The sequence below is a fragment of the Streptomyces albofaciens JCM 4342 genome (assembly GCF_008634025.1).
Classification (GTDB): Bacteria; Actinomycetota; Actinomycetes; order Streptomycetales; family Streptomycetaceae; genus Streptomyces; species Streptomyces albofaciens.
Genome location: NZ_PDCM01000001.1, coordinates 4,484,582 through 4,505,579, shown reverse-complemented (window position 1 = coordinate 4,505,579; position 20,998 = coordinate 4,484,582). Strand labels below are relative to the sequence as shown.

Annotated in this window: 16 protein-coding genes; 7 read left to right on the top strand and 9 right to left on the bottom strand. The window is 72.9% G+C overall.

Features of this window, described 5'->3' with window-relative positions:
• The first annotated feature begins 421 nt into the window (after positions 1 to 421).
• Positions 422 to 2,470 (top strand): transglycosylase domain-containing protein, encoded by a 2,049-nt coding sequence (locus CP973_RS19960; RefSeq protein WP_150242595.1) that lies wholly within the window; start codon positions 422 to 424, stop codon positions 2,468 to 2,470.
• A gap of 126 nt (positions 2,471 to 2,596) precedes the next feature.
• Here CP973_RS19960 and CP973_RS19955 read toward each other — a convergent pair whose 3' ends face one another.
• The 3 genes from CP973_RS19955 to CP973_RS19945 all read right to left on the bottom strand — a co-directional run bounded on the left by CP973_RS19955 (position 2,597) and on the right by CP973_RS19945 (position 7,152).
• Entirely contained in the window at positions 2,597 to 3,874 is a 1,278-nt protein-coding gene (locus CP973_RS19955; RefSeq protein WP_150242593.1) for a polysaccharide deacetylase family protein, read from the bottom strand.
• Between the two features lie 144 nt (positions 3,875 to 4,018).
• Positions 4,019 to 5,152 carry an amidase domain-containing protein gene (locus tag CP973_RS19950; protein WP_244409616.1) on the bottom strand — a complete coding sequence of 378 codons (1,134 nt, stop codon included), beginning with the start codon at positions 5,150 to 5,152 and terminating at the stop codon, positions 4,019 to 4,021.
• A 194-nt stretch (positions 5,153 to 5,346) separates the two neighbouring features.
• A complete protein-coding gene (locus CP973_RS19945) occupies positions 5,347 to 7,152 on the bottom strand; it encodes a glycoside hydrolase family 13 protein (RefSeq protein ID WP_150242591.1) in 1,806 nt (601 codons plus the stop codon).
• 470 nt (positions 7,153 to 7,622) lie between these two features.
• On the opposite strand from CP973_RS19945, the gene CP973_RS19935 reads away from it, so the two are divergent.
• Positions 7,623 to 8,366 (top strand): hypothetical protein, encoded by a 744-nt coding sequence (locus CP973_RS19935; RefSeq protein ID WP_150242589.1) that lies wholly within the window; start codon positions 7,623 to 7,625, stop codon positions 8,364 to 8,366.
• A 160-nt stretch (positions 8,367 to 8,526) separates the two neighbouring features.
• Here CP973_RS19935 and CP973_RS19930 read toward each other — a convergent pair whose 3' ends face one another.
• Positions 8,527 to 11,253 (bottom strand): FtsX-like permease family protein, encoded by a 2,727-nt coding sequence (locus tag CP973_RS19930; RefSeq protein WP_150242587.1) that lies wholly within the window; start codon positions 11,251 to 11,253, stop codon positions 8,527 to 8,529.
• Between the two features lie 2 nt (positions 11,254 to 11,255).
• Positions 11,256 to 12,068: an ABC transporter ATP-binding protein gene (locus tag CP973_RS19925; protein WP_150242585.1), complete on the bottom strand. Its 813-nt coding sequence runs from the start codon at positions 12,066 to 12,068 to the stop codon at positions 11,256 to 11,258.
• Between the two features lie 262 nt (positions 12,069 to 12,330).
• Between CP973_RS19925 and CP973_RS19920 the strand changes: the two genes are divergently transcribed.
• Both CP973_RS19920 and CP973_RS19915 read left to right on the top strand, forming a co-directional pair.
• Positions 12,331 to 13,530 (top strand): AAA family ATPase, encoded by a 1,200-nt coding sequence (locus tag CP973_RS19920; RefSeq protein ID WP_150242582.1) that lies wholly within the window; start codon positions 12,331 to 12,333, stop codon positions 13,528 to 13,530.
• 20 nt (positions 13,531 to 13,550) lie between these two features.
• A complete protein-coding gene (locus CP973_RS19915) occupies positions 13,551 to 15,170 on the top strand; it encodes a VWA domain-containing protein (RefSeq protein WP_150242580.1) in 1,620 nt (539 codons plus the stop codon).
• A gap of 36 nt (positions 15,171 to 15,206) precedes the next feature.
• Here CP973_RS19915 and CP973_RS19910 read toward each other — a convergent pair whose 3' ends face one another.
• Together CP973_RS19910 and CP973_RS19905 are read right to left on the bottom strand one after the other, a co-directional pair.
• Positions 15,207 to 15,593: a VOC family protein gene (locus CP973_RS19910; RefSeq protein WP_150242578.1), complete on the bottom strand. Its 387-nt coding sequence runs from the start codon at positions 15,591 to 15,593 to the stop codon at positions 15,207 to 15,209.
• Entirely contained in the window at positions 15,590 to 15,883 is a 294-nt protein-coding gene (locus tag CP973_RS19905) for an ArsR/SmtB family transcription factor (RefSeq protein WP_150242577.1), read from the bottom strand. Before CP973_RS19905 ends, CP973_RS19910 begins: the two co-directional genes overlap by 4 nt.
• A 129-nt stretch (positions 15,884 to 16,012) precedes the next feature.
• Between CP973_RS19905 and CP973_RS19900 the strand changes: the two genes are divergently transcribed.
• The gene (locus tag CP973_RS19900) at positions 16,013 to 16,624 is read left to right on the top strand and encodes a GPP34 family phosphoprotein (RefSeq protein ID WP_150242575.1); all 612 of its coding nucleotides are present in this window, start codon (positions 16,013 to 16,015) and stop codon (positions 16,622 to 16,624) included.
• Between the two features lie 22 nt (positions 16,625 to 16,646).
• Here CP973_RS19900 and CP973_RS19895 read toward each other — a convergent pair whose 3' ends face one another.
• Positions 16,647 to 17,648 carry an ABC transporter substrate-binding protein gene (locus CP973_RS19895; protein WP_167538385.1) on the bottom strand — a complete coding sequence of 334 codons (1,002 nt, stop codon included), beginning with the start codon at positions 17,646 to 17,648 and terminating at the stop codon, positions 16,647 to 16,649.
• A gap of 203 nt (positions 17,649 to 17,851) precedes the next feature.
• On the opposite strand from CP973_RS19895, the gene CP973_RS19890 reads away from it, so the two are divergent.
• Together CP973_RS19890 and CP973_RS19885 are read left to right on the top strand one after the other, a co-directional pair.
• Positions 17,852 to 18,823: a FecCD family ABC transporter permease gene (locus CP973_RS19890; RefSeq protein WP_208853261.1), complete on the top strand. Its 972-nt coding sequence runs from the start codon at positions 17,852 to 17,854 to the stop codon at positions 18,821 to 18,823.
• Positions 18,824 to 18,828: 5 nt separating this feature from the next.
• A complete protein-coding gene (locus tag CP973_RS19885; protein WP_167538462.1) occupies positions 18,829 to 19,884 on the top strand; it encodes a FecCD family ABC transporter permease in 1,056 nt (351 codons plus the stop codon).
• On the opposite strand, the gene CP973_RS19880 is transcribed toward CP973_RS19885, so the two are convergent.
• Positions 19,784 to 20,887 (bottom strand): UDP-N-acetylmuramate dehydrogenase, encoded by a 1,104-nt coding sequence (locus tag CP973_RS19880; protein WP_150242571.1) that lies wholly within the window; start codon positions 20,885 to 20,887, stop codon positions 19,784 to 19,786. The two genes, CP973_RS19885 and CP973_RS19880, sit on opposite strands and share 101 nt — an antisense overlap.
• Between the last annotated feature and the right edge of the window lie 111 nt (positions 20,888 to 20,998).

Below are 20,998 nucleotides of genomic sequence, written 5' to 3'. Positions count from 1 at the left end.
GACATTCCCGGCATGCCAGGAATCCACAAACTCCGACCCGGCATCACGACAAAATCCGACCTGTAACCGCGGCGTAACCGCCTGCCGGTCACCATGGAAGATTTGCGCCCGCCCATGAATTCCGGCCACCGGTCGAATAACAGTCCCAATTCAGCTTCACGAGCATGACCCGGCGCCGAATTGGCCTCCGCATCGGCCGCCGGGGACCGCGTGGCCCGCCACGGCCGATCCCCCGTGCGCAGATGCGACGGCCGGGCGCCGCGCCCCGGTCCCCGGCGGCGCACCACCCCGCCCGGCCGGGCCGGACGGCCCCTCCCCCGGGGCCGCCGGGCGGCCGTCCGGCAGCGTCCGACCCGGAAACGTAATGTTTTCGTGGCAGAGCAGAACATAGGTGCGGTGAGTCATCCCATAGGGTCGAGCGGTGATCGAACGTCGAAAAGGGGCACACGCCCGGACCACCGAAGCCGCTCCGGGCGGCCGATGGCCCGCCCTCCTCCTCCGGTGGTGGCGGGCCGGATACCACCGCATACGCCGGCTCCGGCCGGCCTACCCGCGACCGGGGCGCACCGGTTTTCGGCGCTGGATACCATCGTGGCGCCAGTCGCTGGGCCTCGGCGGCTCCTTCGTCGGCGTGCTGGCGGGCATTCTCGCGATCATGTACGCGCGGACCGAGATACCCGCCGACCTGAACGCCTTCGCCACCCAGCAGGACAACGTCTACTACTGGGCCGACGGCACCGAGATGGCCCGTACCGGCGACATCAACCGGCAGGACATGCCGCTGGAATCCGTCCCCGAGAAGGTCCGGTGGGCCGCGCTGGCCGCCGAGAACGAGACGTTCTACTCCGACAGCGGCATCTCGCCCAGCGGCATCCTCCGGGCCGCCACCCGGATGGTCACCGGGGGCGACACCCAGGGCGGTTCGACCATCACCCAGCAGTACGTCAAGAACGCCTACCTCAACCAGGACCAGACGTTCACCCGCAAGCTCACCGAGGCGTTCATCGCGATCAAGTTGGACAACAAGATGTCCAAGGACGAGATCCTCGAACGCTATCTGAACACCAGCTGGTACGGACGCGGCACCTACGGCATTCAGCGCGCCGCCCACGCCTACTACGGCAAGGACGCCTCGCAGCTGAACGTGAGCGAGGGCGCGTTCCTCGCCTCGCTGCTGAAGGGCGCGGCGCTGTACGACCCGGCGCTCGGCTCCGACGCGCACAAGCGCGCCGTGGAGCGCTGGAACTGGGTCCTGGACCGGATGGTGGCCATCGGCAAGCTCTCCCAGGAGGAGCGGGACGGCTACACCCGCTTCCCCGAGCCGCAGGCCCCGCCCAAGCCCGCCGGGCTGACCGGGCAGAACGGCTACCTGGTGGAGACCGCCCGCGCCTACGTCGACGCGCACACCGACATCTCCGAGAAGGACTTCGCCCTCGGCGGCTACCAGATCCACACCACCTTCGAGAAGCCCCGGATGACGGCGCTGGCCCGGGCGGTCGGCGCGGCGCGCGCCAAGCTCGACCCGGACACCCGGCAGGCCGACCGCAATGTCCGCATCGGCGCGGCCTCGGTGACCACGGACGGGCGGATCGTGGCGCTCTACGGCGGGCCCGACTACCTCAAGCAGGGCTTCAACGACGCGAACTCCTCCGTGGTGCCGGCGGGCAGCGCGTTCACACCGTTCGTCTACGCCGCGGCGCTGCGCGACGGCGTCGAGCGCGAGCGCGGCAAGCCCCGTACGCCGGTCACCCCGGCCACGGTCTACGACGGCAACAACAAGATCACGCTGCTCACCCCGGAAGGGCCGTACTGGGACCGGGCCGGCAAGATCGCCAAGGCGGAGAACGACGGCGGGAAGTCCTGGGGCAGGATCCCGCTGAAGAGCGCGGTCGCGAACTCCGTCAATACCGCGATCATGCAGCTGGGCATGGACGTGGGCCTGGAACGGGTGGGCAAGGTCGGCGTGCAGACCGGGCTGCTGGAGAGCAGCCTCGGCGAGAAGCTGCCGTCGTTCGCCCTCGGCACCGCCACGCCCAGCGCGATCCGGATGGCCGACGCGTACGCCACGTTCGCGGGCCGGGGCCGGCACAGCGAGCCGTATTCGGTCGGCAGGCTGATGCGCAACGGCAGCAACGTGCCGGTCGGGAAGCCGGCCGTCAAGCAGGTGCTGCCGCAGAACGTGGCGGGCGCCGTGGACGACGCGCTGCGCGAGGCGGTCGCCCGGGGCAGCGCCACCGCGGCCAAGGCCGCCGGTCCGGGCGCGGCCGGCAAGACGGGCACCGCGCAGGACAACACATCCGCCTGGTTCGTCGGCTACCGCGGCACCTTGTCGACCGCCGTCTCGCTCGCCCGCATCGACCCGCGCAGCCAGGAGCTCCAGCCGCTGGACGGCATCGGCGGGCAGCGCAAGGAGACGGCCGGCAGCACGCTCCCGACCGACATCTGGACGCGCTACATGAGCGGCCGCTGAGGGCCCGCGGCCGGTGCGTCCACCGGCCGCTCACCGGTCCGCGAAGCTCCCCGGGGCTTCGCGGACCGCGCCGGACGGCTTCCCGGACCGCGGCGGGGGCTCCTGCCCCCGGACCCACGGCGGGGGCTACTTCACCACCGACGACCAGTCCGTGATCTGCGCCGGGTCCAGACCGCGCAGCCGCTCCAGGACCGCGGGGTCCTGGGCGTCCAGCCAGTCGGCCACCTGCTTGAAGGTGGCGCAGCGCACCTCCTTCTTGGTGCACACCGCCTTCACCACGTCCTCGATGGCCTTCATGTAGATGCCGCCGTTCCAGTCCTCGAAGTGGTTGCCGATGAACAGCGGCGCGCGGCTCCCGTGGTAGACGCGGTTGAATCCGTTGAGATATCCGTCCCGCGTCAGTTTCCGCCACTGCTCGTACTTCGCCGGGTCGCCCTTGGTGTTGTCACCGGACTGGTTGTAGAGGAAGTTGAAGTCCATGGACAGGACCTGCTTCTCACTCTTGGGATACGGCAGCAGCTGGAGCGGGAAATTCCATATGCCGTTCTTCTTCGACGGCCACACCTGGAAGTCGCCCGGCGAGCTGGCGTCGTAGCGCCATTTGAAGTCCTTGGCGGCGGTGAGCAGGTTCTCCTGGCCCTCCAGGCACGGCGCCCGCCCGCCCACCAGCTCCTTCTCGTAGTCGAAAGGCAGCGGCGGCAGGCTCTTGTAGCCGGTGTTCGTCTTCCAGTTCTGGACGAAGGAATACGCCTGCTGGATCTCGCTCTTCCACTCCGCGACGCTCCAGTCACCGCCGCCCTTGGCCCCGCAGAAATGGCCGTTGAAGTGGGTGCCGATCTCGTTGCCCTCCAGCCAGGCGCTCCGGAGCTGGCGCAGGGTGTCCTTGATGTGCTCGTCCGTGGCATAGGAAATCGCCGACGCGCCCGGCTTGTGCTGCGGCGGCTTGTACATCGTCGCCTTGGATTTCGGCAGCAGATACGTACCGGTGAGGAAGTACGTCATCTGGGCCTTGTTCTGCTTGGCGACCTCACGGAAATGGGAGAAGAGGTGGTCGTCCCCCTCCAGCGCGCCGTCCCAGGAGAACACCACGAACTGCGGGGGCTTCTCGCCGGGCTTGAGCCTCGCGGGCTTGGGCTGCTTCGGCTGCGGGCCGGTGTACGACGTCGAGCCGTCCCCGAGCACCTTGACCTTGCCGTCCCACTTCTCCTCGGGCTTCGGCGTCGTGCCGTCCTTGCCCTTGCCGTCCTCCCGCGGGGCCGGCCGTGGCTGGGCCGAGTCCTGGGCCGGCGCCGCCGTCTGCTTCCCGTCGCCGCCCTGGTCGTCGGAGCCGCAGGCCGACAGGCCGAGGGCGAGCGCCGCCACGGTGACCAGAGCCGGCGTGCCGAGCACGCTCCTCTTCGACATTTTCCTACCCCCTGGCACCAAAACACGTGTTCTGGCCCAAGTATCACAGAGGCACCATGCCGATCATCATCCACCGGTGCCGCATATCACATCACCGGGGCGGCCGGGCGGCGGTGCCTCGCGGTACACCGCCCGGCCCGGCCGTCAGGTGCGGTAGGCGTAGTAGACCGCGTCCGGGTAGGACGCGATGATGCTCGCCACCGACTTCCGGTAGGTGTTGGTCGAGTGGTACGTCAGGTACGGCACGCCGTAGCTGCTGCGGTACGTCGTCATCATGGAGTGGTCCTTGGACCCGTCACCGTCGAAGTCCATCTGCATGACGTCGCCGATGTCCATCTGGTAGACGTTCGACAGGCTGGTCACGCGCTTGGAGTTCAGCGCGTACCAGGACCACTCGTTGACCCCGAGCCAGCTGTCGGACTGGCCGTTGGCGTCGTACCACCACTTGCGGTAGTCGGAGGAGGCCCCGCCCTCGGGCTTCCAGCCGCCCGCCTTGAGGGCCTGGCTGAGGAAGTTGGTGCAGTCGCCGCCGTCCGCGTTGAACTTGCGGTACTGGGGGTTGTAGTTCCGCCAGTACTTCTCCGTGTACGCGGCCATCGCGGCGTAGTCGTACCCGCCGGTCAGCTGCTTGCGGGGGGTGGCCCGCAGGGGCCGGGAGGTCGAGGCGGGCGGCGCGCTGGGCATGGTGTTCCCGTCGTCCGCGACCGCCGCCGCCCGCAGCGCGGGGGCGTTGATCGCGCCGGGCCCGTCGTCCTTGGACCGGATGCCCGTCAGCTCCCACGTCCCGCCGGGGACGGCGGTGAAGTCGAGTTCGTGGCGGGCCTTGAAGCCGGTGGTGCCCGGCTCGTCGCCGCGGATCTTCTTGTAGGTGAGCGTGGTGCTCTCGGTCACCTCGACCGTGGCGCGCCGGCCGGTGACCCGGGTGCCGTCCACGGCGACCTTGGTGTCGGCGGCGGTGTACGCCTCCCCGAGGGCGGCGAGGCGCTGCTTGCGGGCGCGCAGGGTGGCGACCCCGGCGTTCTCGGCGCGCGCCAGTCCCGCCGACAGGCGCACCTGCTTGCGGGGCAGCGGGGCTATCCGCGCGGAGCGGGTGTCGAGCAGTGCCGCCGTACGCTGCGTCAGCAGGGCGTCGGCGGTGCGGATGAACGTTTCTGCGGTGGCCTGGTCCACCCCGCCGGTACGGGCGGTCGCCGCCGCGGGCACGGCGGGCAGCAGCACGGCCGCCGTGGCGACGGTGAGCACCGTGCCGACGGCGGATCTGAGGGTCGTTGATTTCACGAATTTTCCCCTTTACACCCCGGCCCACCCGGGCCGGGCAGGGAATCTTTACACAAACTCCCCAAGATTGGATCAGGCGAGAGGGCTCCGATGGCGTCGCCGCCCGGCGGGCGGGACCGGGACGGGTGGCCCTGCCGGTCGGCCGCCACCCGTCCCGCCCCCGCACACCCGCGCCCCTCCGGACCGGCCCCGGCTCAATCCGCCGCCGTACGCACCCACGCCGTCGTCCACGGCGGCAGTTCGTCACCGGTGACGGGCGCCGACGACAGCAGCAGCGTGCCGGCGGGCAGTGGCTGCGGCGTGTCCGAGAAATTGGCCAGGCAGTGCCAGCCGCCCGAGCGGCGGAAGTGCAGCAGGCCCCCGGCCACCGCCTCGTCGCCGCCGACCCATTCCAGCGCTTCGTCCGCGAGCAACCCGCGGCGCAAGTGCAACGCCCTCCGGTACAGCTCCAGCGGCGCGGACGGCCGCCCCTCCTGTGCCTCCACGGACAGTTCGCCCCAGTACGACGGCTGCGGCAGCCAGGACCCGCCGCTGCCGAAGCCGTACGAGCTGCCGGTGCGCCGCCAGGGCAACGGCACCCGGCAGCCGTCCCGGCCCTTCGACCGGCCCTGGCTGCGGGTCCACACCGGGTCCCGCAGAGCGCCGCGGTCCAGATCGGCGACCTCCGGCAGGCCCAGTTCCTCGCCCTGGTAGAGGTATCCGGAACCGGGCAGCGCCAGCATCAGCAGGGTCGCGGCGAGCGCCCGCCGCAGCCCGTACTCCCGGTCCAGGGGCGGCTGCCGCCCGTCGGAGAGCAACCACGCCTCCGCGTCACAGCCCTCCGGCAGGCCGTGCCGGGAAGCGTGCCGGATCACGTCGTGGTTGGAGAGCACCCAGGTCGCGGTGGCCCCGGCCGCCCGCGCGTCGGCGAGCGCGGTGTCGATGCAGGCGCGCAGTTCGCCCGCGTGCAGCGAGGCCTCCAGGAACTCGAAGTTGAAGGCCTGGCCCAGCTCCTGGGGCGTGGCATAGGCGGTGCGGCGGGAGTTGCGCACCCACGCCTCGGCCACCGCGATCCGCGGCGGGTCGTACTCGTCGAAGACCCTGCGCCACTCGCGGAAGATGCCGTGCACCTCGTCGCGGTCCCAGAAGGGGTGGCTGCCGTCCTCCGGCAGGTCCTGCGGGTCGTACGCCTCGACGGTGCCGATGTCGCGGAGCGGCGCAGCCAGGTCCTTGGCCAGGCCGTGCGCCACGTCGACGCGGAAGCCGTCCACCCCGCGGTCGGACCAGAAGCGCAGCGTCGTACGGAACTCGGCGCGGACCTCGGGGTGGTCCCAGTTGAAGTCCGGCTGCTGCGGGGCGAAGAGATGCAGGTACCACCAGCCGTCGGGCAGCCGGGTCCAGGCGGGGCCGCCGAAGCACGACACCCAGTCGGTGGGCGGCAGTTCACCGTGCGCGCCCTTGCCCTCGCGGAAGACGTACCGTTCCCGCGCCGCGGAGCCCGGACTGGCCCGCAGCGCCTCCTGGAACCAACGGTGCTGGTCGGACGAGTGGTTGGGCACGATGTCGACCATCACCTTCAGGCCCAGCCGGTGGGCCTCGGCAACCAGCGCGTCGAAGTCGTCGAGGGTGCCCAGGCGCGGGTCGACGTCCCGGTAGTCGGCCACGTCGTAACCGCCGTCGGCGAGTTGGGACGGATAGAAGGGGCTGAGCCAGACGGCGTCCACCCCGAGGCCGGCGAGGTGGCCGAGCCGGGAGGTCACGCCGGGCAGATCGCCGATGCCGTCGCCGTCGGAGTCGGCGAAGCTGCGCGGATACACCTGGTAGACGACGGCCTGCCGCCACCATTCGCGGGTACCGGGGGCACGCCCGGTCCGGTCGGAGGCCGTGGTGACCTGACGCTTCGCGGTGGCTTGTTGCTGTGTGGTGGCGTGGTGCTTCGTGGTCACGTGACTGCCTTTCAGGTCGCGGTACGCAGTGGGAGCGCTCCTAGGGCACAACGGCGTCGGCGCCGTTTCCGTCATCCCTTCACACCCCCGAGGTCGTGTCGGAGACGGGAACGGCGGAAGACCAGGACCAGGACACCGGTCGGCGGGGTGACCGCCACGGCTCCCGGGAACAGCGTCCCGTACGGGGCGGCGGACCGCTCGCATCCACGGCACAGACCTCCGGCCGGTGAACCCGGCGAGCCCGGTGATCACTTGCCTGTCAGGGGCAGTACGAGGACGGGTTGACCGATCGGACAGCGGATTTCGCCCACTGCCGCGATACGGGCCATGGGCACGGGCCCCGGACTCCGTCGAGCAACGCCCCCGGCGAAGCCCTGGCCACCCGCAGACCATCCCGGTCCGGGCCGAGTCCTGCTCCGCCCGCCAGCTCGTCGGGCCTGACTCATTCCCGCCTCTTTGCCACTTCTTGACTTTTGCTTGACCGCTCTTTGCCGGTAGCGTCCGACCTTGATCAGCTCGATCCCCTCGATGCCACCGGAGGACGCATGCCGCCCCGTACCGCCGCCGGAATCACTGTGTGCGCGCTGAGCCTCGGAGTCCTCGCCGCAGGCGCGGGCGTCGCCACAGCCGCTCCTTCCCCTTCGCCCGCCGCCTCGGTCGACGCGCGCGCCGCGGCCGTGGACCGCTGCACGTACCAAGTCGTCCGCGACCACGACTCCCGCTACGTCTACGCCGTCAGCGGAGTCTTCGGCGGCACGGTCCGCGAGCTGAAGTTCCAGAAGGAGGCCGACGTCAGATTCTCCTCGGGCTGGCGCAAGGTCACCCAGGTCGACGCGTGCGCGGGCGGGCAGAACCAGGCTCCTACGGAACTCCGTGTCACGGGGAAACTGGACAACCCCGACGGCTACGAGGAGTGGGTGCCGCGCACCATCCGCAGCAACGGCCTCAAGCCCGCCGCCTCCTCGTCGATACCGAAGGCGCCGGCGATCACCTCGGTCGACCGCGTGGACGCGGCCACCGTACGCGTCAACTGGCAGCCCCCGCAGGGCAGTCCGGACCTGGTCATGCTGATGGAGCGCAAGCCCTTCTACATCAGCGAACTGGGCCTGTGGGACCCCTACACGTTCCAGCGTGACGTCCCCTCCGGCGCCACCTCCACACACCGCAAACTGGAGCGCGACGCCGCCATCCCCGCCAACGTCCGCACCCACTCCTACTGGATGCGCGTAGCCAAGAACGGCTTCGTCAACGACCTCCGCACCGAAACCGCCGTCGACGTCCAGCCCTGACAACCCGCCCCGGGCCCGTTCCCACAACGGGCCCGGCCACGGGGAACCGGTCCCGGGGCCGCTGGAGCAGCACCGCCCCGCGCGGAAGCACGCGTACGGCCCTCACCGGAGTCCGGTGGGGGCCGTACGCGCCTTTGGGGTGCGGCCAGAAGACCGGCCGTCACTCGCGGTTCAGCGCCGCCGGGCACCGCCGGCGCAGTGCCGGCCACGCGGGCAGCAGGGCACCCGCGGTGACGGTCACCACGACGACCAGGACGATGGCCGCCGCCTGCACCGGCGGGAGGTGGGGCAGGGAACCGGTGACGGACAGGCTGAACGCCGTGAGGGGTATGGCGGCGGCCAGCGTGCCGACCACCAGGCCGGTGGTGATCACGATGACGGCCTCGGCCCTCAGCATCCGTCCGATCTGGCGCCGGCCCGCGCCCACCAGCCGGAGCAGCACCAGTTCCTGTCTGCGTCCGACGAGGATCAGCACCAGGGTGCTGAGGACGGCGATGACGGTGAACCCGCCGACGACGGTGACGACCACCGCCGTGAGCACCTGGCTCACGTCCCGGTCCGCGGACAGCAGGTGCTCCGGGCTCGGGGCGCCGGCCACCCGTACGTCCAACGCGACGCCGGACAGTGCCGTGCGTACGGCCCGCCGCACGGCGGCCTGGTCGGCGTCCGGCGCGACCCGGGCCAGGACGCGGGTGTCGAGGGGTGCCGACACATGTGCGGCCAGTGCGTCACGCGCGAACAGGAAGTCGCCGAGTGCGAGGGAACGTTCGTAGACCGCCACCACGCGCAGCGAGGCGGTGACGCCGTCGCCGTAGCGCAGCCTGACCTGGGAGCCGACCGTGACGCCGAGCGAGTCGGCCCGGGCGGCGCCCACCGCCACGGTGCCCTCGCGCAGGTCCCGCAGCGACCCGGAGGTGACGCCGGGGTCCAGCGTCCCGGGCAGCGCGCCGGGAGTGACGCCCACCACCGGAAGCCGGTCGAGTACGGGGTCGCCCGCTTCGCGCCGGGCCAGGAGGACCGTGCTGTGGAGCGTGCCCGTGGCGGCCCGGACACCGCGCACCGCGGCGACGTCCTGCGTGGCCCGGGCCGGGAGCCCGGCCTGCCCGGTGGTCACGACGAGGTTCGCGTGCATCGCCTGCCGGGCCTGCGCGCCGCCCTCGTGGTCCATGGTGGCGCCTGCCGTGAGCTGGACACCGGTGAAGGCGACCACGAGGGCCACGGGGGTGATGGCCGCGCCCAGCCGGCGCGCGTTCGCGGTGGTGGACGCCGCGGCGAGGTAGCCGCCCGGGCCGCCCAGCTTCCGGGCGAGCGGGGCGAACAGGCGCATGGCCCCGCGGGCGATCCACGGGCCGAGCAGCGCGCAGGCGATGATGAGGGCGATCGTCGCGCTGCTCGCGGCCATGGCGGCGAGTTCTCCCGACTGGAGGGCGGCGGTCCCCGCGGAGCCGAGGCCCGCGAAGAGGACGGCGAGGCCGGTGACGGTGCGGCCCCGGCCCGGCCGCCCGGGTTCGCCGGCTGCCTCGCCGAGCGCCTGGGCGGGACGGATCCGGGCGACGCGTCCGCACGCCACGGCGGCCGAGACCCGGGCGACGACCAGGGTGAGGACGGCCGTCAGGGCCGGCGCGGCGAGCATCCACGGCAGCACCGGGAGGTCCAGCCCGACGGGTACGGCGCCGCGGTCGCGCAGCATCCACAGCAGCATCAGGAAGACCGGCACGGAACCGGCCGCGCCGAGGACGGCGGCCGCCGTGGCGACACCGGTCACCTCCCGGCCCACCGTGGACCGCAGTTGCCGGGGCGTCGCCCCGACCGCGCGGAGCAGCGCCAGTTCACGGGACCGCTGGTGCACCGCCTGGCCGACGGTGCCGGCCACCACGAGCAGCGCGATCATGAGGACGGTCGCGCAGAGGGCGGCGAGCAGGTCCAGCAGACTCGTGCGGCTCGGCGCGGCCTCCAGGAACTCCGCCCGGCCCCGCTCGTCGCCGGTCAGCACCCGCAGCTCGGCCGAGTCCTGCCGGTCCCGGCTTCCGGCGACGGCGTCCCGGGCCGGGTGGGGCCCGCCGAGGGCCTTGCGCAGCTCGGAGCGGAGCCGGTCACCGCTCACACCGTCCGCGGCGAGCACCCCGACGGCGTCCACGGTGCCGGGGTGGCCGCCCAGCCGGGCGGCCCGGTCGTCGGTGAAGAAGACGGCGCCCTGATGGGCGAGTCCGGTGTCGTCGGCACGGCCTTCGGGGGCGACGATGCCGGAGACGACGTAGGAGGCCGGTGTGCCGAGCGCCTGCACCCGGATCCGGTCGCCGGGGCGTATTCCGGCGCGTGCGGCCAGGTCCCCGTCGATCGCCACCTGCCCCGCCCGGGAGGGCGCCTCGCCTTCGCGCAGGGTGTACGGGGCGAGGGCTGCCGCGGCCCAGCCGTGGCCGTACACGGGGGCGGCACCCGCATCACCGGCCGGTCCCGGCACGAGCCGGCCGTCGGCACCCGCGAGCGCGACCGGGAAGCTGCTGTCCGGGATGGCGGCCCGTACGCCGGGCGCCTTCGCGAGCCGGTCCACGACCTCGGCGGGGACGCGGATCCGTTCGGTGAGCGACTGCGTCACGGTGGTCGGCGCGTCGCCCCACGGCTTGGCCCGGTACCGGGCGTTCTGGTCGGCGGCGACCACGGCGCCGGTCGCCGCGTAGCGCTCCACCCGAGGGTGCCCCACGAGCGCCGACACCGTCGCCAGGGCGAAGCTGCCGAGCAGCAGCGAGGTGAGGACGAGTGCCGCGAACACCGCGGCCCACGCCTTGCGGTGCAGGCGCCCGGAGCGACGGGCGAGGAAACGGGCGGTGCGCCGGGCGGGCTCTTCGCGCGGAGTTCGGGACGGCGTCCGAACGAGGTCTACGCTCATGGTCACCGCTCCGCGAGCTGCGCGAACCGGTGCGCCACGGTCTCCGCGGCGGGACGTTCCAGCCGGGCGACACAGCGTCCCGCCTCGATGAACATCACCTCGTCGGTCCAGGCGGCGGCCTGCGGATCGTGGGTCACCATCACCACGGTGTGCCCCGACGTGTCGACGGCCCGGCGCAGCAGGCCCAGCACCTCGCGGGCGGTGACCGGGTCCAGCGCGCCCGTCGGCTCGTCGGCGAAGATGACGGCGGGGTCGGTGACCAGGGCGCGGGCGACGGCCACGCGCTGCTGCTGGCCGCCCGACATCCGCAGCGGGGAGTCGTCGGCCCGGTCGGCGAGCCCGACGGCCTCCAGTACGTCCAGGGAGCGCTCGCGCACCCCGGGGTCGTCGGGGTGCGTACCGCGCAACAGCAGCGGGAGTGCGACGTTCTCCTGGACGCTCAGCGACGGCACGAGGTTGAGCGCCTGGAAGACGAAGCCGATGCGGTCCCTGCGCAGCCGGGTCAGCGCCGCCTCGGACAGCCCGGACAGGTCGGTGCCCCCGATCCGTACCGTGCCCGAGGTGGGCTGGTCGAGCCCTGCCGCGCACTGCAGGAAGGTCGTCTTGCCGGACCCGGAACGGCCCATGACGGCGAGGAACCGGCCCGGCGGCACATCCAGGCTCATGTCCCGCAGCGCGTGGAACTGCCGGCCCGCGCGCCGGTGACTGCGGGAGACCCGGTCCAGGGTGAGCGCGGAGGCACTGGCCGCGCCGTGGCCCGTCGTCCGGGTCGTGCCGAGGGGCGCAGAGGGTCTTCTCCCCGTGCGAAGTGCCATGGATCTGCCTTCCGAGTCGCGGTCACCGGCCGTGTCGTTCACCTGCTCCCGCCTCGCGCTGGTCAGGGCGAGGGAGAGGGGCGGCCGTCCCGGGCGACTCTAGGTTCGGGCCGTGGGGCGGCACGATGGTGCGCCCACCCGTCCCGGGGTTCGCTCAGCACCACCCTGGGCCTGGGGAGATGGGTGCACCGACCGGCCTCTAATCTTGTCCGCACAACCAACCGCCCCGCGCCCGCCAGGGCACCACAGCGAGGAGTCGCCCATGGGCGCACCGGACGCGCAGGACACCGCCAAGCGGCTGCGGGCCGTCTGCGACGAGCTGTCGGAGCGGTTCTACGAGCGGGACGACGTGGTGCGGACGCTGGTGGTGACGCTGCTGGCCGGGCGGCACTCGTTGGTGCTCGGGCCGCCCGGGACGGCGAAGTCCGAGCTGGCCCGGGAGCTCACCGGCCGGATCGAGGGCGCCTCCTACTGGGAGATCCTGCTGTCGAAGTTCACCGCGCCGACGCGGATGTTCGGGCCCATCGACGTCGCCGCGCTGGCCCGGGGCGAGTACCGCCAGGTCTACGACGGGCGCGCCACGACCGCGCATGTGGCGTTCATCGACGAGATATTCAAATGCTCGACGGCGGCGCTCAACGAGACGCTGGGCTATCTCAACGAGCGGATCTACCACCCGGAGAACGGCGGCGCGCCGGTCCGCTGCCCGCTGATCGGGGCCATCACGGCGAGCAACGAACTGCCCGGCGGGGAGGACGCGGCGGCGATCTACGACCGGCTGCTGGTGCGGATCGAGGTCGGGTACCTGGAAGACCCCTCGAACTTCGCCGCGCTGGTCCGCTCGGCCGTCAGCCGCCCGGCGGCACCGGCCCGGACGACCGTCGAACTGGCCGCGCTGCGGCACGCCGTGACCGAGGCCGTCCCGGCCGTGGACGTGCCCGACGGGATCGTGGACGCGGTGTGCACGCTGCGGGCCGCCCTGCGCCGCAAGGAGCTCGTCGCCTCGGACCGCCGCTGGCGGCAGGCGGTGGGGCTGCTCCAGGCGTCCGCGTACCTCGACGGCCGCCCGGCGGTCGCCGAGGCCGATCTGTCGGTCCTGACGCATGTGCTGTGGGACTCCCCCGCCCAGCGCCCGGTTGTCGAGCGCGAGGTGCTGCACCTGGTCAACCCCGACGCCAAGGAAGCACTCGACCTGGCCGACGCCATCGACGAGCTGGAGGCCCAGCTCGACGCCATGGCCGGGCAGTCCCGCGAGGCGCTGAGCGAGTGGGTCATCAAGAACGCCCACAACACGCTGGCCAGGGCGGGCAAGCGGCTGGAGCGGCTGCGCGCGGAGGCGGCGGGCGCCGGGCGCTCCACCTCGGCCATCGAGCGGGTCGCCGGGCGTCAGCGTGCCGTCCGGGCCCGGGTGCTCACCGAGGCCCTCGGCGTGGACGCGAGCACGGTGCAGACCCAGCTTTGAAACGAGGCGGGAGTACGGATATGAGCGGGACGCCGAGCAGCCTCGACGCGCCGGCGAACCGGGCCGAGCCGTGGCTGGGCCGGGCCGGCGCGGCGACCGGGCAGCACACCACGGCCGTGGTCGCGGACCCGTTCGAGCAGATCGCCTGGCGCGACACCTACGCGCAGTCGGCGGGGCTGCGCGAACTGGCCGAGGAGCTGACGGCGCGTCACGAGCACACCACCGATCTCCTGGCCGACGCCTTCCTGGCCGCCTACCAGGCCGGCCCGCGGCTGCGCGAGCGCGCCGAGATGGCCCCCTCCCGGCTGGTCAACCACCAGATCATCAGCTCCCTGGTGGAGTCACCGGAGTTCGCCGGGCTGCACCGGGAGACGGCCGGCGACCCGTACGCCGCCGCCATGGCGGTACTCGCCCAGGCTGCCGCGCTGCGCGACATGCTGGAGCGGTTCCGGCCTGCCCGGGGGCAGACCGAGCGGGCGGCGAAGGCCCGGCAGGACGCCGAAGGCGCGTCGGCCGCGGTGGGTACGGCGCTTCGGCAGGCCGCCGACGAGACCGGTGCGGACGGCACCGTACCGCCCCCGGCCGCCGAGGCCGTGCAACGGGCGACCGAGACCGCCGAGGCCGCCGGCGCCGCCGTGCGGCAGACCACCCAGGGCGCCGCGCAGGCCCTCGCGGCGGCGGCCCCCGGCCTTCGCGCCACCGCGCGGAGCGCCGTGGCGAAGGCCGCCGGAACCGTACGGGAGGAGGCGGCACTGATGCGGGCGTGGGGGGTCGGCCCCGGCGAGCTGGAACGGATGCCGTACGACGAGCGCGCCCGGCTCGCCGAACGGCTGCGCACCGGCCGTTTCGCCCCATGGGCCGAGCTGATCGGCCGTTTCCGGCAGATGGCCGACGGCGAACGCGCCCGCAAGATCGAGAACGCCACCGGGGAACTGATCGGCGTCACCCTCGGCAACGACCTCTCCCGCGTCATCCCCTCCGAGCTGGCCAACCTCGGCCTGCCCGAACTGCGCGCGGTGTTCGCCGCGCGCTACGCCGCCGGGGAGCTGATGCTCTACGACAGCCAGGGCGAGCAGACCACCGGCCAGGGCGCCGTCATCGCGTGCGTCGACACCTCGCACTCCATGTACATGGAGGGACCCGGCGGAGGCACCCGCGAAGCGTGGGCCAAGGCGTGCGCCCTGGCACTGCTGGACCAGGCCCGCCAAGCGAAGCGCGACTTCGTCGGCATCCTCTTCTCCTCCGCCGGCCAACTCCGCGTCTTCCGCTTCCCGGCCGACGAGCCCGCCGGCATCACCCGGGTGCTCGACTTCGCGGAAACCTTCCTCGGCGGCGGCACCAGCTACCAAAGCCCCCTGTCCGCAGCCGTCGAACTCCTGGAGGAGGAATTCGACGCCGCCGCCCGCGCCCGCGGCGACATCGTCATGCTCACCGACGACGAGTGCGACGTCACCGAGGCGTGGATGCGCGACTGGAACGCCGCCAAGCACCGGCTGGGCTTCCGCGTCTTCGGCGTGGCCATCGGCGCTCCCCGCGCCGCCGCGGCCGATTCGGTCCTGGACGCCCTGAGCGACAACCTGCGGTCCGTGGAGGACTTCATGGATGTGCGGGGGGCGGCGGATCTGTTTCGGGTGATCTGACGGGGCCGGACGCGCGGGGCGCGGCCGTCCCGCCTCCTACGCCCCCTGCACGATCTGGATCAGATTGCCGCAGGTGTCGTCCAGCACCGCGGTGGTGACGCCGCCCATCTCCAGCGGCTCCTGGGTGAACTCCGCGCCGAGCTCGCGCAGCCGGTCGTACTCCGCCCGGACGTCGTCCACGGCGAAGGAGGCGGCCGGGATGCCGTCCTGGACCAGGGCCGTCTTGTACGGGGGGACGGCGGGGTGGCCGGAGGGCTCCAGCAGGAGTTCGGTGCCGTCGGGGGCGTCCGGGGAGACCAGGGTCAGCCAGCGGGCCTCGCCCATCGGGATGTCGTGCTTCTTCTCGAAACCCAGGACGTCGGTGTAGAAGCGCAGCGCCTTCTCCTGGTCGTCGACGAAGACGCTGGTGATGTAGATCCTCATGGGGTGCTCTCCGGTGGTTCGGGGCTGAGCCATCGGGTCACGATGTGCTCAAGGGGCTCGGTGTTCAGGTCGTGGAACTTGTAGCGGCCCTGGCGGCGTGACACGACCAGGCCGGCGGATTCCAGGACGGCCAGATGCTGGCTGATCGCCTGGCGGGACAGGCTGAGGCCGTGCTTGGTCACCAGCCGTGCGCATATTTCGAACAACGTCTGGCCGTTCCGTTCGGCCAGCTCGTCAAGGATGCGCCGACGGGTGGGGTCGGCCAGCGCCTTGAAGACATCCTCTGCCATGACCACCACCATAGGCAAGTCGCGACTTGCCTATCAAGGCGGATACGCCCTTGTGGAGGGTGTCCGGGCCCGCCCGGCACGGTTACAGTCGGCGCTGCCCCGCCCGACGCCCGCGCTCCGGAGCCGCTGATGACCACACCCCGGGACCTGTCGATCATCGCCGTGGACGCGGGGGCCGGCCGCGCCGTGGAGCCGGGCGATCTCTCGCTCGCCCTCGCCGGGGCCGAGGTGATCGATCTGCTGGCGGCCGGTGTCCTCGTACTGGACGGCGACCGCCTCGTGCCCGGCGAGCGGCGGCCGCCGGCCGATCGTCTGCTGTCCGAGGCCGCCGCCTCGCTGGTGCGGCAGGAGCCCTACGAGTCGGTCGAGGACTGGCTGTGGCGCCGGGGCCGCGGCCTGTCGGAGGTCTACCAGGGCGTGCTCGTATCGGAGGGAGACCTGGTCCGGCGGCGTCGCCGGTGGGTTCCCGTGCGGAGCGGCCGCCCGGAGCCGGCCGGCTCACCGGCCGGCCGGCACGCCGCCGGCCGCTGGGCCTCGGGCGAGCCGGTCCTCGCCGCCCTCGCGGCCGCCGCCGGGATCCGCGACCGGGCGGCCGGGGGCGAAGGGGCTCCCGGCATCACCGACGAGGCCGTGCTGACCGTGCTCGCCGCGGTCAACGAGGCGGTGGTGGAGCTGGAATCCGTACGGCAGCGGCGGACCGTCGAGAAGGCGGCCTTCGACAACATCTGGCGGGGTGCGTGAAGGACGGGCGGCCGGGCGGCGGTCAGGCCGGCAGGCGGTGGGTGCGTTCGAGCGTGGTGACCAGGTCGTTGTAGACGCGGGCCATGGCGGGGTACGTCAGGACGGGTTCGGGGTTCCAGGGGGCGGTCTGGCCGGCGTGGACGGCCGGGAGGCTCTGCCAGACGCGGTTGGTGGCGAGCTGGTCGCGCTGGAGGCTGCTGGTGCGGATGTCCATGAGGATCAGGTCGGCGGGGTAGCGGTCGGCGTCCTCCCAGGAGAGCTTCTGCGCGTAGGCGCTGGTGCCCGTGGACGGCACCACGACACCGAGGCCGAGGCCCTTGAAGTCGGGGAGGCCGGGCCAGGCACCGCGGGCCACGCGTAAGCCGTCCGGGTCGGCGGACACGCACAGGACGCGCAGGCCGGGGCGGGTTCTGATGGTGTTCTTCAGTCGGCGGCGGGCGTTCTCGAAGGCCGTACGGTCGCGTTCGCGGACCTCGCCGCCCAGCGCGCGGGCGAGTTGGGCGAATCGGTGCACGGCGCGCGGTATCCCGGTGTGGTACACCTCCAGGCCGACGACCGGGGCCAACCGCCGTACGAAACCGAGGGTGTTGGGCTCGATCTGGTGCGCCCCGAACTGGAGGGTGTCGACGACGAGGTCGGGGGCGAGCCTGCCGAGGACTTCGAGGTTGACCTGTCCCCAGGTGCGGCCGAGCAGCGTGGTCCGGTCCAGGTCGACGCCGCCCAGGATGGCCGTGTTGACGCCGCCTCCGCTGGTCTGGATTCCCCCGTACACGCCGACGGCACGGATGCCGTACTCCCACAGGGCCGCGGCGGCGGTCGCGTACGCCACGACCGTACGGGGCCTCCGGGGCGCGCCGACGGACGTACGGGTGTCGTCGGTGAAGGCCCAGCGCCGGGGTCCTTCGGGGCGGGACGCCGCCGGCCGGGGGGCGCAGCCCGTGGCCACCAGGCCCGCCCCCACCACGGCCGTCGCGCCGGCCAGGAGCCGCCGCCGGCTCCACCGCGCACCGTCGGTGTGCAGCATGGCTGATCCTCTCTCGTCGGTTCGCACCATTTCCCTTGAGGATCATGGACGGCCTTGCCAAGTTAGGCCAGCCTTTCCATAGTCCTGCTGTGGCACATGTACCGGAACAGATCACTCAGCCGCCGCCCCCACCGGGGCAGGCGAACACCGCGGCCGCACCTCGGCGTCGGCCGCACCGGCGGTTACGCCTGGCCGCCGGGCTCGTGGTGGCGCTCGTCGTCCTGGCGGCGCTGGCCACGGCCAGTGTGACGATGGGCAGCAAACCGCTGTCCGCGCACACGGTCGGGGAGGCCCTGTTCCGCTTCGACCCGTCCGACACCGAGCACTTGGTGATCCGTTCGTTACGGCTGCCGCGCACCGTCGTCGGGTTGCTGGCGGGGGCGGCGCTCGGGCTGGCGGGCGCGGTGATGCAGGGCATCGCCCGCAACGCGCTGGCCGATCCCGGTGTACTGGGCGTCAATTCCGGCGCGGCGCTCTTCGTGGTGGCCGGGATCAACTTCTTCGGGGTCACGTCGCTGTCGGGCTATGTGTGGTTCGGGATGGCGGGCGCGGCCGTCGCCGCGGCGGTGGTGTACGCGGTGGGCTCCATGGGCGCGAGCGGGGCGACCCCGCTGAAGCTCGTCCTGGCCGGGACGGCGACGACCGCGGTCCTCACCTCGGCGACCCAGGCCGTACTGCTCCTGAACGTCAGCGCGTTCGACCAGTTCCGGTTCTGGCAGGTCGGGTCGCTGGCCGGGCGGGACGAGGCGGTGGCCTGGCAGGGGGCGCCGTTCGTGCTGGCCGGCGCGGTGCTGGCGCTGTCGCTGGGCCGGTCGCTCAACCTGCTGGCGCTGGGCGACGACACGGCCCGGGCGCTCGGGCAGCACGTGGTACGGGTACGCCTGGCGGCGGCGCTCGCGGTGGTGCTGCTGTGCGGCACGGCGACCGCGATGGCCGGGCCGATCGGGTTCGTGGGGCTCGCGGTGCCGCATGTGGCCCGCATGCTGACCGGCGCCGATCACCGCTGGCTGCTGCCCTATTCGATGGTGCTCGCGCCGGTGCTGGTGCTGCTGGCGGACCTCGTGGGGCGGCTGGTGATCCGGCCGACCGAGGTGCAGGTGGGCATCGTGACGGCGGCGATCGGCGCGCCGGTCCTCATCGCCATGGTGCGCAGCCGGAAGGGGGCGGCGCTGTGACGGCCGTGACCGTGCGGACCAGGAGCGTCCGCGGCGCCGTACGACGGCGGCGCGCCCGGCCCGTGGTGGTCGTGCTGGCCCTGGCGGTGCTGCTGACCGCCGTCACGTTGCTGGCGGTCGGCGACTTCGTCGTACCGCTGTCCGAGGTGATCGGCGCGATCAGCGGCGAGGCGGAGTGGAAGAGCCGGTTGTTCGTCCTCGACATCCGGCTCCCCCGCGTGCTCACCGGGCTGCTGGCCGGACTGGGGTTCGGCATGTCGGGCGCGATCTTCCAGAGCCTGGTGCGCAATCCGCTGGCCAGCCCGGACGTCATCGGCATCACATCGGGTGCGGGCGCGGCGGCGGCGACCTGCATCGTGGCGCTGGGGCTCGGCGGTATGGCGGTCTCCGCCGGGGCGCTGGCCGGGGCGCTGGTCACCGCCGTGGCGATCTATCTGCTGTCGTGGCGCGGCGGGCTGTCCGGCCGGCGGCTGGTGCTCGTCGGGATCGGCGCGACCGCCCTGTTGTCCAGCCTGGTCTCGTACTTGATGACCAGCGCGGCGGTCTGGGACGCGCAGCAGGTGCTGATCTGGCTGACCGGCAGCCTGAGCGGCCGCACCTGGACCCACGCCACGACGCTGGCCTGCTGTCTGGTCCCGCTGGTCCTGGCGGCCGCCGTGCTGGCCCGTCCCCTGAACGTGCTGTGCCTCGGTGACGACCTGGCCCGGGGCCTGGGCCTGCGGGTCGAGCGGAGCCGGCTCGCGCTGCTGCTGACCGGGGTGGCGCTGGCGGCGACGGCCACCGCGGCGGCAGGCCCGGTGGCGTTCGTGGCCCTGGTCTCCGCGCCGGTCGCCCGCCGCCTGGTACGCGACGGCGGGCCGGCCCTGGCGGCGTCGGCGCTGGTGGGGGCGCTGGTGACGCTGGTGTCCGACTTCGTCGCGCAACACGCCTTCACGCCCGTCGAGTTGCCGGTGGGGGTGGTCACGGGCGTGGTGGGCGGGCCGTACCTGCTGGTGCTGCTGGTGACGGCCAACCGGGCGGGTACGTCCGCGAGTCGCCGAGGAAGTCGACTTCTGAGGTGAGCGCCACACCGGTGTGCCGCAGGACGGAGCGGTGCACGGTGCCGACGGCCTGCCCGAAGCTGGCCGCGCTCGCGCCCGACCGCGCGACCAGGGTGTAGTGCCGGGAGGAGACCCGGACGCCGTCGGCGACGGCCGTCCGCAGCCCGAAACCGGCCCGGCGGATCAGCCAGCTGGCGCTGACCCGGGTCGAGCCGTCGGGAAAGGAGTTCAGCGGGGCACCGGCCGCCCGCAGCCGCGCCTGCTGCGCGCCGGTGACCTCGGGGCTCAGGAAGACGCTGCCGACCGTACGGTGGTCGATGCCGGAGTCCTCCAGCACCATGCCCTTGCCGCGGCGGACGGCCAGCACGGCCCGCGCGGCGTCTTTCAGCGGCACCCTGCTGCCGAGCGGGACGTCCAGGACGCCCGCGACGCTGCGGTAGGTGATGGGCGCGCTCAGCGGGGACGGCCGCAGCGCGAGCACCAGGGTGAGCAGGGTCCAGCGGGTGGTTCCCTTGAACCTGCTGGTGCGGTGGCCCAGGGCGCACTCGGCGGCGGACAGGGTCACCGCGCGGCCCAGCTTCCAGTCCCACGCCCGCACCCGCACGAGGCAGTCGCCGATCTCCTGGCCGTACGCGCCCACGTTCTGCACCGGTGTGGCGCCGACCGTGCCGGGGATGCCGCTGAGCATCTCCAGCCCGGACAGGCCCTCTTCGACCGTCTTCTCCACCAGGTCCCGCAGCGGATGGCCGACCTGCGCCTCGACCAGGACCCGCCCGTCCGGTGCGGTACCGCGCATCTCGACGCCCCGGGTCGCCAGGCGCAGTACGGGGCGGCTGCACCCCGCGTCGCTGACGAGGACGTTGCTGCCGTGCCCGAGGCAGAAGGGCGCGGCGCCGTACCGTTTCGCCCAGGCGACGACGGCGGGGAAGTCGGCGAGGTCCCGCAGTTCGGCGAGGGCGGTGGCCGGGCCTCCCAGATGCAGGGTGGTCATCGGCGCCAGCGGTACTCCGTACGCGATGTGCAAGATGTCTCTCCTCCAGACGCAACTGCCCGGTCCCGGTCGGCCGGGGCGGCACGGAGGTCCGGTGGGCGGGACGCGCCGCCGCGTCACCGGCCGCGTCCCGGCGGGGCCGCG

Bases quoted from the DNA above. Each gene is read 5' to 3' on its own strand.
- CP973_RS19955 (WP_150242593.1), bottom strand. From the start codon at position 3,874: ATGTCGAAGAGGAGCGTGCTCGGCACGCCGGCTCTGGTCACCGTGGCG.
- CP973_RS19945 (WP_150242591.1), bottom strand. From the start codon at position 7,152: ATGACGGAAACGGCGCCGACGCCGTTGTGCCCTAGGAGCGCTCCCACT.
- CP973_RS19935 (WP_150242589.1), top strand. From the start codon at position 7,623: ATGCCGCCCCGTACCGCCGCCGGAATCACTGTGTGCGCGCTGAGCCTC.
- CP973_RS19930 (WP_150242587.1), bottom strand. From the start codon at position 11,253: ATGAGCGTAGACCTCGTTCGGACGCCGTCCCGAACTCCGCGCGAAGAG.
- CP973_RS19925 (WP_150242585.1), bottom strand. From the start codon at position 12,068: ATGGCACTTCGCACGGGGAGAAGACCCTCTGCGCCCCTCGGCACGACC.
- CP973_RS19920 (WP_150242582.1), top strand. From the start codon at position 12,331: ATGGGCGCACCGGACGCGCAGGACACCGCCAAGCGGCTGCGGGCCGTC.
- CP973_RS19915 (WP_150242580.1), top strand. From the start codon at position 13,551: ATGAGCGGGACGCCGAGCAGCCTCGACGCGCCGGCGAACCGGGCCGAG.
- CP973_RS19910 (WP_150242578.1), bottom strand. From the start codon at position 15,593: ATGAGGATCTACATCACCAGCGTCTTCGTCGACGACCAGGAGAAGGCG.
- CP973_RS19905 (WP_150242577.1), bottom strand. From the start codon at position 15,883: ATGGCAGAGGATGTCTTCAAGGCGCTGGCCGACCCCACCCGTCGGCGC.
- CP973_RS19900 (WP_150242575.1), top strand. From the start codon at position 16,013: ATGACCACACCCCGGGACCTGTCGATCATCGCCGTGGACGCGGGGGCC.
- CP973_RS19895 (WP_167538385.1), bottom strand. From the start codon at position 17,648: ATGCTGCACACCGACGGTGCGCGGTGGAGCCGGCGGCGGCTCCTGGCC.